Source organism: Kitasatospora sp. NPDC054795 (assembly GCF_053611565.1).
This window is the reverse complement of sequence record NZ_JBSHAP010000025.1, coordinates 75735-86524: the sequence shown is the minus strand read 5'-3', so window position 1 is coordinate 86524 and position 10790 is coordinate 75735. Positions and strand designations below refer to the sequence as shown.

Sequence of the window (10790 nt, the reverse complement as noted above, 5' to 3'; positions counted from 1 at the left end):
GCCCGGTTACATTCCGAACCCGGAAGCTAAGCCTTACAGCGCCGATGGTACTGCAGGGGGGACCCTGTGGGAGAGTAGGACGCCGCCGAACAATTCTTCAGAAGAACCCCCATCCGGGATCCGGATGGGGGTTCTTCGCGTTTCCGGGACGGTCGAATGCCTCGGAACAAGCCCTGGAATGAGGACCGCCCGCTCGCCGGAGTGGCGAGCGGGCGGGGCCCGGCCCGCGGTAGGCGGTGGCATCGGCCCGAACTGGCAGCATGTCCCCATGGACGCAGTGGACCTGGGTGAGTTCGTCGTGCGGCGCGGCAGGGAGGCCGACGCGGACGCGTTGGTCGGTATCGACTCGGTCGCGCTCGAAGGCGACGAGGACCGGGCGGCGAGCATCCGCGGGTGGTGCCGACAGGGCCCGATCAGCCCGGTGTTCGTGGCGGAAGGCGCGTCCGGCCCGCTCGGCTACTGCGTCGTCGAGGACACGTTCTTCGAGCAGGGCTTCGTCACGATGCTGATGGTCGGACCGTCCGCTCGTGGCTCCGGTGTCGGCCGTCGGTTGCTGGACGCCGCGGCGGCCTCCTGCGAGACCCCGAAGCTGTTCACCTCGACGAACGTCTCCAACCATCCGATGCGGCGGCTGCTGCAACGGGCCGGGTGGCGGCCGGCCGGCCTTCTCCACGGCCTCGACGAGGGCGACCCGGAACTGTTCTACCTCCATCGACCGCGGAGCGGCACGTCCGGATCTCCGACGCCGACCGGTCTGCGACCCGGCCGGGTGGACGAGTCCGCGGCGCGTCTCGACAGCGCCTGGGAGTGGTGGCACGCCGCCATCGAGGATGCCCAGGAGGGCCTCTGGACCCGCACCGCCCTCGAACGGCAGGTGATGGACGACCTCGCCGCCGCGACCGTCGGACTCGGATACCTGGACCCGTCCGTCGAACTGCCCCTGCGCAACCGGCTCTGCCGGATCGCCACCTGGGCGGGTGCGCTCCGGCTCGCCGCCCGGGCGGGCGGCTGGGAGCTCGTCCCCGTCACCGGAGTGGTCCCGCCCCGCCCGGCGGGGATGGCCGAACTGCTCTCCTCCGTCCACGCGGTGGGGGAGCAGGGCGAGGCCTGGCTGCGGCGGCTGTCAGCCGACGGGCCGCCACCGAACCGCGCGGTCAACGGGTTCGAGGCCTTCCTCTTCGGCCCGGGCTCGGTCGAGGACCTCCGCCAGTTCTTCTACGACTAGGACCCGCACCGGCCGGCGTTCGCCCCGGTGTTCGTTGTCGGAGGGACCCGGGCGGCTTGGCAAAGAACGGGATCCCTTGTGGATCCTGTTCGGCAAAGACGCTGGTACGCCGGGTGGGTCCCGTCCTACGGTGACGCCGTGAGCAATGATGCGAATGTGCCTGCCGTGCCCGTCGAGGCCTTTGAAACCCCCTACTACGCGGCGGTCTTCACCGCGGTGCCGACCCAGGAGCGGGCCGGCTACAGCGAGACCAACGACCGTATGGAAGACCTGGTGAAGGACATCCCGGGGTACCTGGGGATGGACCACGCGCAGACTCCCGGCGGGCTGTCCATCACCGTCGGGTACTTCCGCGATGCCGACGCCCTCACGGAGTGGCGGACCAACGCCGAGCACCGCGCGGCGCAGAAGCGCGGCCGGGCCGAGTGGTACGAGCGCTACACGCTGCACGTCGCGAAGGTGGAGCGGAGCCACGGGTTCGTGCGGGAGTAGCTCCCCGGAGCCCGGCCGCATCGTCGGGCACGGGACGGCGGGGCGAGGCCCATAACCTGGTGGTATGACGACTCCCTGGCCCGACGAGGCCACGTTCGCCCGCGGTGAGCGGGTGGCACTGACCACCCCGGACCCGCCGCGCCCCGAACTCGGCCACCTGGGCGGCGAGATCCTCGGCACCCGGGGCGTGGTCGTCGAATGCGTCGTCGAGGCCGATGACCGCGACGGTGGCCACGTCGGGCCCGTGTACCAGGTCGAGACCGAGGACGGCAGTCCTTGGCGGCTGCGGCCGGAGTTCCTGAGGTCCCTCGACCGCGGGTAGTCCTTCGTCAGGTCGGTCCGTCCCCGAGACCGTAACCGTGGGGCGGACGGTGCCCGGCCCACTGCTTTACGCCGCCTCCGCCCGACCGGCAGGACCGTTCCTGGAGCAGGAAGCAGGAAGCAGGAAGCAGGAAGCAGGAAGCAGGAAGCAGGAAGCAGGAAGCAGGCCGGGCCGACTTCCTGCTCCCGCGGCTGCTCAGTCCTTGGGCACGAGCGGCGTCAGCGGCAGGGCGACCCGGTTCTCCCAGGCCTGCTCCAGCGCCCGGCTGAACGTCTCCGAGGGCTGAGCGCCCGAGACGCCCAGCCGCCGGTCCAGGACGAAGAACGGCACGCCCGTCGCCCCCATGGCGCTCGCCGTGGCCTCGTCCTCGCGCACCGCCTCGGCGTACGCCTCCGGGTCGGCCAGGACCGCCGCGGCCGCTTCGCCGTCCAGCCCCGCGTCGACCGCCAGCTCGACCAGCCGGCCCGCCTCGAAGGCCGACCGCTCCTCGGCGAAGTTCGCCCGGTACAGCGCGTCCAGCAGCTGCCCCTGCCGGCCGTGCTCCTCGGCGAAGTGCAGCAGGCGGTGCATGTCGAAGGAGTTCGCCGCGTCGCGCCCCTCGCGCAGGTACGGCAGGCCCTCGGCGTGCGCGTTCTCCGCGATCCGGGCCTCCGCCGCCTCGGCCTGCTCCAGGCTCATCCCGTACTTGGCGGCGAGCAGCGGCAGCACCGGACGGGCCTCGTGCGGCGCCCGCGGGTCCAGCTCGAAGGAGCGGTGGACGACCTCCACCTCCTCGCGGTGCGGGAACGCCGCCAGCGCCTGCTCGAACCGGGCCTTGCCGATGTAGCACCACGGGCAGTTGATGTCGCTCCAGATCTCCACGCGCACGGCGCCGCACTCCTTCCAGCCTCGCGCGGACCTCCCGCGCCGACTCCTGCCGGAACGCCTCCGTCCACCTGGATATTTCTCTCACTGAAATATCCAGGTCGGTCGGCGGCCGCCTGTCTCAGCGCCGGTCCCAGGCCTCGCGCTGGGCGGACACCGTGGGGACGGCGGCGACGGCCTCGGCGAGGCGTCCCTGGCGGGCCAGGAAGGCCATGAGGTGCCGACGGGCGTGCCGGCCGTCCGCTTCGAGGGCCTCGTGCACGACGGCTTCGGCCTCCCGGACCCGCCCCTGCTTCTCCAGCGCGTCCGCGTACCGGTTCAGGGCGTCTTCCGCGTGCCGCCGGCGGCCAGCGTGCCGCCCAGGGCCCGCTCGGCGCACGGGGCGGGCAGCTCCAGGACACGGGCGTCACGGTGCTCCCCGTCGGTCGGATGGACCAGGGACTCCAGGATCCAGGGCTCCCCGAGGTGGGGCGTGAGCGCCTCGACGGCCTCATCCACCCGCCCGGTCTCCACCAGCGCCTCGGCGAACCAGCGGCAGTCGTGCGCCGACTTCAGGCCGGCCGCGTCCGGACGCACCAGCGCCAGCCCCTCCTCGATCCGGCCCTGCCGGACCATGATCGTGGCGGACTCCCGTACGGCGAACGGCCAGCCGACCGCGACGGACGGCTCCAGGACCGTCAGGGCCCGTTCGAACTCCCCCACCGCGCACAGCTCGCTGACCGCCATCTCGGCGCAGAACCACTCACCGCGGTCCCGGGCGGTCTCGATCAGCAGCTCCAACTGCCCCTGGCGGGCCAGGTATTCCGCCATCGCAGGCTCTGTTCCGCCGTCGGAATGCCGCTGCCGAGCGAGATCGTCGAGATTCACCGGGCCGGGCTGTGCGACGAGGCAGACGTCCTGCCCGGAGATAATCGGCGGATGTCCGAAACCTTCGTTGACCTGGGATTTGTCACGGCGCCCTCCGGGGTGGTGGTGCTGGCGATGGCCAGCTGGATCGACGAGTGGCCGAGGGTGGGCGAGCCGCTGTCGGTGCGCGCCGCGGCTGCGGCGGAGGCGGGCGGCGGGCACCTCCAGGAGTGGGAGTACGAGGCGGTCGCCGTCCGGGCCGCCGCCGACCGGCCGCTGGCGGTGCGGGCCACCACGGAGCCTTCGGCCTTCGACGAGGAGCCGACGATCGCGACGCTGGAGATCGCCCTCGGCCTGCCCTGGCCCACGGGCGCGGACCCGGCGGTGCCGGTGCTGCTCGGGGACCTGCCGGTCGACCGGGGCGGCATGGCGGTCGGCGACGCCGTGGGGCTGGACGCCTGGACGGGGCTGGAGCACGAACCGGCCGACGGACTCGCGGACCTCTCCTTCTGGGGCCGGTACGGGAAGGACGCGCACGAGCGGTTCGGCGGCGAGCGGCTCTCCCCGCACGGCGGGGAGGACGGGCCGTACGGGTGGCTCGACCTCCCGGTCGCGGAGGCGGTCGCGCGGGAGGTCGAGATCAGCACCTGGCAGGGCGGCCTGCGCGGCAGGGGAGTGGCGACCATGGTGGAGAAGCACGTCGACTACCTCCGCTTCCGGCGGGCCGGCCTGCACCACTCGCTGCACGTGGGCGCGATCGAGGTCGGCGGCTGCCAGGTGCTCGGGATCGACTGGGACCCGGGCGACCACGCCGTCCGGCACCACGGCGGGCGGGACTGCGGCCAGGTCTTCCCGGTCACCCTCGAAGCCGACGGGGCCGGCGGCACGGTCCTGCGCTGGACCATCCCGCCCTACGACCTCGACGAGGGCGAGGACGACTGACCGGGAGCCGCCGGCCGGCCCGCCGTCGGGTCCCAGAGCCCGGCGGCCTCGCCGCGCGCCAGGTGGTCGGCGTAGACGGCGGTCTTCCAGGCGATCAGCGAACGGCACTCCTCCAGCTCCCGGATCCGCTCGTCGACCCGTTGCCGGTGGGCGTCCAGCAGCCGCAGCCGTTCGGCCTCGTTGCCCGGCCCCTGCCGCACCAGGTCGGCGAAGCGGCGGAGGTCGGCGAGCGGCATGCCGGACTCGCGCAGCCTGATGCAGATCTCCAGCCACTGCACGTCGAGCCCGGCGTACCGCCTGCGCCCGCCCGCCGTGCGCCGCACCGGGCCGACCAGCAGGCCCTCGCGCTCGTAGAAGCGCAGGGCGTGCACGCTGAGCCCGGTGCGCTCGGCCACTTCGCCGATGCTGAGTTCCGTCATGGCGTCAGAGCATAGGAGCGGGACCGCGGGGCTTGATCTAGACCGCGCTCCACTTCCTACCGTCGTCGCCATGACCGCCACCAGCAAGGCCACCGCCGGCCGGCAGCAGCCGATCGGCTCGCCCTTCTCCGCAGCCAGCACCGCCGAGGACGTCCTGGCGGGCCTCGACCTCTCCGGCCGCACCGCCGTCGTGACCGGCGGCTACTCCGGCCTCGGCCTGGAGACCACCCGGGCGCTGACCGCCGCCGGCGCCACCGTGATCGTCCCGGCCCGCCGCCCGGACACCGCCCGTGCCGCACTCGCCGGAACCGGCGGCCGGGTCGTCCCGATGGACCTCGCCGACCCCGTGAGCGTCCGTGCCGCCGCCGGGCTGATCCGCGAAACCACGGACCGCCTCGACCTGCTGCTGGCCGTCGCCGGCGTCATGGCCACCCCCGAGCGGCGCGTCGGGCCGGGCTGGGAGGGGCAGTTCGCCACCAACCACCTGGGGCACTTCCTCCTCGCGTGCGAGCTGTACCCGCTGCTGGCCGCCGCCCCGGACGGCGCGCGCGTCGTCGTCAACAGCTCCGCCGGGCACGCCCTGACCGACATCCGCCGACACGATCCGCACTTCCGCACCGGCTACGACAAGTGGCTGGCGTACGGCCAGTCCAAGACCGCCAACTCCCTGTTCGCCGTGTACCTCGACGCGCTCGGCCGGGGCGACGGCGTCCGGGCGTTCGCGCTCCACCCCGGGAAGATCATCACCGGGCTCCAGCGGGAGATGACCCGGCGGGAGCAGGTCGAGCGCGGCTGGGTGGACGACCGGGGAAACGTGATCGGCGCGGACTTCAAGTCCCCTTCCCAGGGCGCGGCCACCGGTCTGTGGGCGGCCACCTCCCCGCTGCTCGACGGCCGCGGCGGGCTCTACCTGGAGGACTGCGAGGTCGCCCGCGTCAGCGGCCCGGACACCCCGATGGACGACGGCGGCGTCCGCCCGTACGCCCTCGACCCGGACGGGGCGGCCCGCCTCTGGGAGCTCTCGCTGGCCGCGACCGGCGCCACCCCGGCACCGCGCTGAACCGCCGGCCCGGGCGCCGCTTCAGGGACATCCGGCAGTGCCGCCGCTCACCGGGGACCGGGGAGTGGGAAGTCGGCCCGGCCGACTTCCCACTCCGCGTCGACGTCCCGCTCGCCGGCCCCAGGCCCCCGCTCCCCGGCGAACCGTCAGCAGGAGATGTTGCCGCCGCCGACGTCGGTGCCCAGCACTCCGACGAACTGCCTGTAGAGGTTGATCCGGTCGTTGCGCTGGTCCGGGTTCTTGCCGTCGCACTCCAGCGCGCCGTTGATGGTGCGGATGGTCTCGCCGAAGCCCTTGTTGTTGACGACGGCGTCGTGCGCGGTCATCCGTCCGGCGCCGCTCTGGGTGTTCCAGAACCAGAGGGCGGTCTTCCAGGACGTCGCAGGGTTCTTCTCGACCTGGTACGGGTCGTGCAGCAGGTCGATGTGCAGGGCGTCGCCGGCCGCCTTGTAGTTGAAGTTCCAGCTCAGCTGGAGCGGCCCGCGCCCGTAGTACGCGGACTGCCCGGCCGGACAGCCGTACGGCTGCGAACTGTCGCAGTAGTGCGGGTAGTTGGCGGTGTTCTGTTCGACGACGTACCGCAGGCCGCCGGTCTCGTGGCTGACGTTGGCCAGGAAGGCGGCCGCCTCGCGCCTGCGGGTGGCGGTGTCGCCGGTGGTGGTGAACTTGGGGAAGGCGCCCAGGGCGTTGGTGAGGCCCTGGTAGCTGTAGAAGGAGTTCCGGCTCGGGAACATCTTGTTGAACTGGGCCTCGCTCACCACGAAGGACCCGGCGGCGGAGGCCGGGGCGGTCTGGCCGGCGACGGCGAGGGTGCTCAGCACGGCGGCGGAGGCCGCCAGGGACAGGGTGCGCGAGAGCTTCATCGATCTCCTCGATTCCGTTGGCAGGATTGGCACTTCGCGTGCGAAGAGCCTCCGCCATCTTCGCGGTCGGAAAACATTAAATATGGCCATCGGAGGTCTAAACCACTCGTACGGGTCGTATCCGGTTCGGTCGCTGGACGCCGCCCGCCGGTGGGGCCCACCGGGCTGTCGGCCGCACCGGATAGCCTCCTTCCGAGCAGGACGGCACCACCGGGGGAACGGGGAGCAGGGGCGAATGAGCGGGCACACCGACGACACGGGCGACGAGCGCCTGGCCGCCGAGGGCGAGGTCGCCCTCGCCCGGCTGGCGATCGACTCCGGCGACCTGGCCCACGCCGCCGACCACCTCGGCGACGCGATCCTCGCCGACCCCCAGCTGCCCGAACTGCACGAGGCGCTGGCCGAGTTGTGCGCGGCGGCGGGCGGACCGGCCGCGGCCCGCGAGCTGTTCCCGCTGGATGGCCAGGTGTACCTCGGCACGGTGGCCTGCCGAGCTCACGTGGAGGCCGCCGCCGGGGACTGGGACACCGCCGTCGGCCTGCTCGCCTCCGCCGTCCAGCACGAGCCGGCCCGGCCCTGGGCGCACGCCGCCTGGCTCGCCCGCGAGGACCTGCCCGGCCTGGTCGACCCGGACGCCGTCGCCCAGGCGGTGGCCCGCGCCACCGGCGCGCTGCCCGACCCGCTCCCGGCCGAACCGGCCGGAGCCGTACGGCCGTTCCACGACTTCGTGCAGGCCGTCCTGGCCCGGCACGAGGACCACGTGCCGCTGCTGGCGATGGCCTCCGGCCTGACCCGCCGGCTCGGCGACACCGGCCGCGCCGTCGAACTCGCCGATCGGGCCCACCGGTTGGCCCCCGGCTACCTGACCGCAGTGATGCTCGGCAACGCCCTGCGCTCGGCCGGCCGGCCGGAACGGGCGCTCGCCGTCTGGGAGGCCGAGCTGGCCCGGGCCGCACCGGACCGCGACGACTCCAGCAGTTACCTCGCCGTCGACGTCGCCGAGCTGTACGGCGCCCTCGGGCGCCCCGCCGAAGGCCTGCCCTGGCTCGACCGGGTGCTCGCCGCCGAGCCCGACCACCCCAAGGCGGGCCCGGCCCGGTACGGGCTGCGCCACGCCCTCGACGGCGACCCGGCCCACCTGCTCGGCCTGGCCGACCACCACCGCTCCCACCCCGAGCACGAGTACGCCCAGGAACTGCTGGAACGGCTGAGCCACCGGGAGCCCTGGCTCGGCCTGGTCTCCGGCGCCACCGAGGCCACCGTCAACGTGCTGCACCAGGTGCTCGCCGCCCACGACACCGGCCGCGACACCGAGATCGACTGCACGGCCTCCACCGTGGAGCCGCCCAGCTCGGTGCTGGCCGTCCGGCTCGCGCTGCCGCGTTCCACCGTCGGCTACCGGGCCGTCGGCGAGCCCGACCCCCGGCTGCCGCTGACCGAACCCACCACCCGGATCTGGGCCTGGGACGGCACCGACCCGCGCCCGGCCGTCGCCCCGCCCGCGCCGCGGAGCGCCGAACTCGTCCGCGCCACCGCCGAGATCTTCTGGCCGACCGTCCCCGCCGCCTACGACCACGCCGTCCGGCTGGCCGGACTGCCGCTGGACGACCTGCTCGGCGTCCTGGTCCACCCGCCCGTGCCGCGCGAGGACGAACTCGGCCGCGCCCTGCTCGCCCACCAGCCCGAACTCTGGGTGCGGGCCGTCCAGGTCTTCGCCTGCCTCGGCATCGCCCACCACCGAACCGACCAGCCCTGGGCCGGCTCCGAGCGCCGCCGGGTGCTGCGCGACCTGCTGCTCGGACCGGAGGACTGGGTGGTCGAGGCGGCCGGCTTCGCGCTGGTCGCGATCGGCTGGACCCAGCCGCAGACCCGGGCCGACGTCGCCGCCCTGCTCCAGCAGCGGCTGCACCACGGCGCCCGGGCCCGCCGCACCCGGGCGGTGACGATCCTCCGCTCGCTGTCCGCGCTGGTGCTCGCCGCGCCCTGGACGTCCGACGAGGACCGCGCGCTCGCCCGGCACCTGATGGAGCAGGAGGACGCCGCCGACGCGGGGGCGGAGACCGTACCGGAGGCGGCGGACCAGGCCGGGGCGGCGGAGCACTCGGGGCCCGCGGGGCAACCGGAGGCGGCGGAGCGGTCGGAGGCCGAGCGGGCCGCCGAGGAGGAGCCCCGCCCCGGCCGCCTGCGCCGCCTCTTCGGCCGGGGCTGAGGCGCCGGGGCTGAGGCCGGGTCTGAGGTCGGGGCCGGGGCGGCCCTAACCCATCCCCGGCAGCGGTTCCTGGTCGACGTCGAACCGCGCGACCCGCTCCGCCGGGTCCCGGCACTCCGGTCCCAGCCGCAGCATCCGCGACTCGGGGTCGTGCAGCGGCCGGTGGCAGCGGCGGCAGGTCACCCGCGGGCGGAGGGTCTGCGCGGTGTCCGTCCCGGGAAGCGGCTCGGGGCCGGACGCGCCGGACGCGCGGGTCGGACCGGTCGAGCCGGGCAGGCCGGACGCGCCGGGCAGGCCGGGCAGGCCGGGAGGATTGGTCGGGCTGGTCATGCTGAGACGGTAGCCGCCCACGCCGTCAAGGCCCCTGCCGGTGCGTGAAACGATGGCCCCATGGCGAGCGACCGCAGCAGCGCAGGAGACCCGGCACGCACCCTCGCCCTGCTCTGGGGGCTCACGGCCGAGGAGAAGCCCGGCCGGCGCGGGCCCCGGCAGGCGCGCTCGACCGGTGAGATCGCCACCACCGCGATCGCCCTCGCCGACGCCGAAGGAGCGGACGCCGTCACCATGCGCCGGGTCGCGCAGGAGCTGGGGCTCTCCCCGATGGCGCTCTACACCTATGTGCCCGGCAAGGCCGAGCTGCTCGACCTGATGCTGGACACCGTCTACGCCACGATGCCCCGCAGCACCCCCGCCGACGAGGGCTGGCGCTCCCGGGTCACCGCCGTCGCGGACGACAACCGGGCGCTGCACCGCGCCCACCCGTGGGTCGCCGCCGTCTCCACCAGCCGTCCGCCGCTGGGGCCCGGCCTGATGGCCAAGTACGAGTACGAGCTGCGTGCCTTCGAGGGCACCGGGCTCTCCGACGTCGACCTGGACGCCGCGCTGACCCACCTGCTCGGCTTCGTCCAGACCTGCGCCCGGATGGCCGCCGACGAGCGCGCCGCCCGGCAGGACAGCGCGATGACCGACACGCAGTGGTGGGCGGCCAACGCCGGGCTGCTCGCCCGGGTCTTCGACCCCGAGAGCTACCCGGTCGCCGCCCGGGTGGGTGCCGCGGCCGGCGCGGCGCACGGCGGCGCGTACAGCCCGGACCACGCCTACGCCTTCGGTCTGGCCCGGGTCCTGGACGGGCTCGACGCCCTCATCGCGGGGCGGTAGCCCGCCCGTCGTACTCCTGGCGGGCCGTCTCGACCTCCGGCACCCGCCGCTCCGACCAGTGCGCCAGCGCCGCGACCAGTTCCGCCGCCTCCCGCCCCAGCGGGGTGAGGCTGTAGTCGACCCGCGGCGGGATCACCGGGTGGGCCTCGCGCAGCACGAAGCCGTCCCGCTCCAGCGTCTGGAGGGTCTGGGCGAGCATCTTCTCGCTGACCCCGGTGACCTTGCGGCGCAGTTCGCTGAACCGGTAGCCGCGCTCGTTCAGCGCGCCCAGCACCAGCACGCCCCAGCGGCTGGTGACGTGCTCCAGCACGCCCCGGGACGGGCACATCCGGTCGAAGACGTCGGCGGGGGGCAGCCCGCCGGCCTTCAGCTCGCTTACCTTCATATCAG

Annotated in this window: 14 protein-coding genes and 1 rRNA gene; 8 read left to right on the top strand and 7 right to left on the bottom strand. The window is 74.1% G+C overall.

What is annotated here, in order from left to right; genetic code table 11:
• The 4 genes from rrf to ACWGJO_RS12330 all read left to right on the top strand — a co-directional run.
• Positions 1–91: ribosomal RNA gene (gene rrf / locus ACWGJO_RS12345) — 5S ribosomal RNA — on the top strand; the annotation flags it as partial.
• A gap of 177 nt (positions 92–268) precedes the next feature.
• Positions 269–1225, top strand: coding sequence for an N-acetyltransferase family protein (locus tag ACWGJO_RS12340; protein WP_452183375.1), 957 nt, complete (start codon positions 269–271; stop codon positions 1223–1225).
• 138 nt (positions 1226–1363) lie between these two features.
• Positions 1364–1717, top strand: a complete 354-nt coding sequence (locus ACWGJO_RS12335; protein ID WP_452183374.1) for an antibiotic biosynthesis monooxygenase family protein — start codon at positions 1364–1366, stop codon at positions 1715–1717.
• Between the two features lie 64 nt (positions 1718–1781).
• On the top strand, positions 1782–2039 hold the full coding sequence (locus tag ACWGJO_RS12330; protein WP_452183373.1) for a hypothetical protein: 258 nt from the start codon (positions 1782–1784) through the stop codon (positions 2037–2039).
• A gap of 195 nt (positions 2040–2234) precedes the next feature.
• Here ACWGJO_RS12330 and ACWGJO_RS12325 read toward each other — a convergent pair whose 3' ends face one another.
• The 3 genes from ACWGJO_RS12325 to ACWGJO_RS12315 form a co-directional block, all read right to left on the bottom strand.
• The gene (locus ACWGJO_RS12325) at positions 2235–2906 is read right to left on the bottom strand and encodes a DsbA family oxidoreductase (protein WP_452183372.1); all 672 of its coding nucleotides are present in this window, start codon (positions 2904–2906) and stop codon (positions 2235–2237) included.
• Between the two features lie 118 nt (positions 2907–3024).
• A complete protein-coding gene (locus tag ACWGJO_RS12320) occupies positions 3025–3165 on the bottom strand; it encodes a hypothetical protein (protein WP_452183371.1) in 141 nt (46 codons plus the stop codon).
• A gap of 56 nt (positions 3166–3221) precedes the next feature.
• The gene (locus ACWGJO_RS12315) at positions 3222–3713 is read right to left on the bottom strand and encodes a hypothetical protein (RefSeq protein ID WP_452183370.1); all 492 of its coding nucleotides are present in this window, start codon (positions 3711–3713) and stop codon (positions 3222–3224) included.
• A gap of 108 nt (positions 3714–3821) precedes the next feature.
• Between ACWGJO_RS12315 and ACWGJO_RS12310 the strand changes: the two genes are divergently transcribed.
• Positions 3822–4691 (top strand): hypothetical protein, encoded by an 870-nt coding sequence (locus tag ACWGJO_RS12310; protein WP_452183369.1) that lies wholly within the window; start codon positions 3822–3824, stop codon positions 4689–4691.
• Here ACWGJO_RS12310 and ACWGJO_RS12305 read toward each other — a convergent pair.
• Positions 4661–5110, bottom strand: coding sequence for a MerR family transcriptional regulator (locus tag ACWGJO_RS12305; RefSeq protein WP_452183368.1), 450 nt, complete (start codon positions 5108–5110; stop codon positions 4661–4663). The two genes, ACWGJO_RS12310 and ACWGJO_RS12305, sit on opposite strands and share 31 nt — an antisense overlap.
• A gap of 70 nt (positions 5111–5180) precedes the next feature.
• Here ACWGJO_RS12305 and ACWGJO_RS12300 point away from each other — a divergent pair, with 70 nt between their 5' ends.
• Positions 5181–6170, top strand: coding sequence for an SDR family NAD(P)-dependent oxidoreductase (locus ACWGJO_RS12300; protein WP_452183367.1), 990 nt, complete (start codon positions 5181–5183; stop codon positions 6168–6170).
• Between the two features lie 146 nt (positions 6171–6316).
• On the opposite strand, the gene ACWGJO_RS12295 is transcribed toward ACWGJO_RS12300, so the two are convergent.
• Positions 6317–7033: a chitinase gene (locus ACWGJO_RS12295; protein WP_452183366.1), complete on the bottom strand. Its 717-nt coding sequence runs from the start codon at positions 7031–7033 to the stop codon at positions 6317–6319.
• Between the two features lie 235 nt (positions 7034–7268).
• Here ACWGJO_RS12295 and ACWGJO_RS12290 point away from each other — a divergent pair, with 235 nt between their 5' ends.
• A complete protein-coding gene (locus ACWGJO_RS12290) occupies positions 7269–9242 on the top strand; it encodes a hypothetical protein (RefSeq protein WP_452183365.1) in 1974 nt (657 codons plus the stop codon).
• 45 nt (positions 9243–9287) lie between these two features.
• Here the strand turns inward: ACWGJO_RS12290 and ACWGJO_RS12285 are convergent, their stop codons facing one another.
• Positions 9288–9572, bottom strand: coding sequence for a DUF6011 domain-containing protein (locus ACWGJO_RS12285; RefSeq protein ID WP_452183364.1), 285 nt, complete (start codon positions 9570–9572; stop codon positions 9288–9290).
• A 60-nt stretch (positions 9573–9632) separates the two neighbouring features.
• Between ACWGJO_RS12285 and ACWGJO_RS12280 the strand changes: the two genes are divergently transcribed.
• A complete protein-coding gene (locus ACWGJO_RS12280; protein WP_452183363.1) occupies positions 9633–10400 on the top strand; it encodes a TetR/AcrR family transcriptional regulator in 768 nt (255 codons plus the stop codon).
• Here the strand turns inward: ACWGJO_RS12280 and ACWGJO_RS12275 are convergent.
• On the bottom strand, positions 10384–10785 hold the full coding sequence (locus ACWGJO_RS12275; RefSeq protein WP_359899842.1) for a winged helix-turn-helix transcriptional regulator: 402 nt from the start codon (positions 10783–10785) through the stop codon (positions 10384–10386). The two genes, ACWGJO_RS12280 and ACWGJO_RS12275, sit on opposite strands and share 17 nt — an antisense overlap.
• Between the last annotated feature and the right edge of the window lie 5 nt (positions 10786–10790).

What these genes read in the sequence shown, in the direction of transcription:
- ACWGJO_RS12280 (WP_452183363.1), top strand. Translation starts at nt 9,633, where the DNA reads ATGGCGAGCGACCGCAGCAGCGCAGGAGACCCGGCACGCACCCTCGCC.
- ACWGJO_RS12290 (WP_452183365.1), top strand. Translation starts at nt 7,269, where the DNA reads ATGAGCGGGCACACCGACGACACGGGCGACGAGCGCCTGGCCGCCGAG.
- ACWGJO_RS12340 (WP_452183375.1), top strand. Translation starts at nt 269, where the DNA reads ATGGACGCAGTGGACCTGGGTGAGTTCGTCGTGCGGCGCGGCAGGGAG.
- ACWGJO_RS12285 (WP_452183364.1), bottom strand. Translation starts at nt 9,572, where the DNA reads ATGACCAGCCCGACCAATCCTCCCGGCCTGCCCGGCCTGCCCGGCGCG.
- ACWGJO_RS12300 (WP_452183367.1), top strand. Translation starts at nt 5,181, where the DNA reads ATGACCGCCACCAGCAAGGCCACCGCCGGCCGGCAGCAGCCGATCGGC.
- ACWGJO_RS12315 (WP_452183370.1), bottom strand. Translation starts at nt 3,713, where the DNA reads ATGGCGGAATACCTGGCCCGCCAGGGGCAGTTGGAGCTGCTGATCGAG.
- ACWGJO_RS12305 (WP_452183368.1), bottom strand. Translation starts at nt 5,110, where the DNA reads ATGACGGAACTCAGCATCGGCGAAGTGGCCGAGCGCACCGGGCTCAGC.
- ACWGJO_RS12295 (WP_452183366.1), bottom strand. Translation starts at nt 7,033, where the DNA reads ATGAAGCTCTCGCGCACCCTGTCCCTGGCGGCCTCCGCCGCCGTGCTG.
- ACWGJO_RS12275 (WP_359899842.1), bottom strand. Translation starts at nt 10,785, where the DNA reads ATGAAGGTAAGCGAGCTGAAGGCCGGCGGGCTGCCCCCCGCCGACGTC.
- ACWGJO_RS12310 (WP_452183369.1), top strand. Translation starts at nt 3,822, where the DNA reads ATGTCCGAAACCTTCGTTGACCTGGGATTTGTCACGGCGCCCTCCGGG.
- ACWGJO_RS12330 (WP_452183373.1), top strand. Translation starts at nt 1,782, where the DNA reads ATGACGACTCCCTGGCCCGACGAGGCCACGTTCGCCCGCGGTGAGCGG.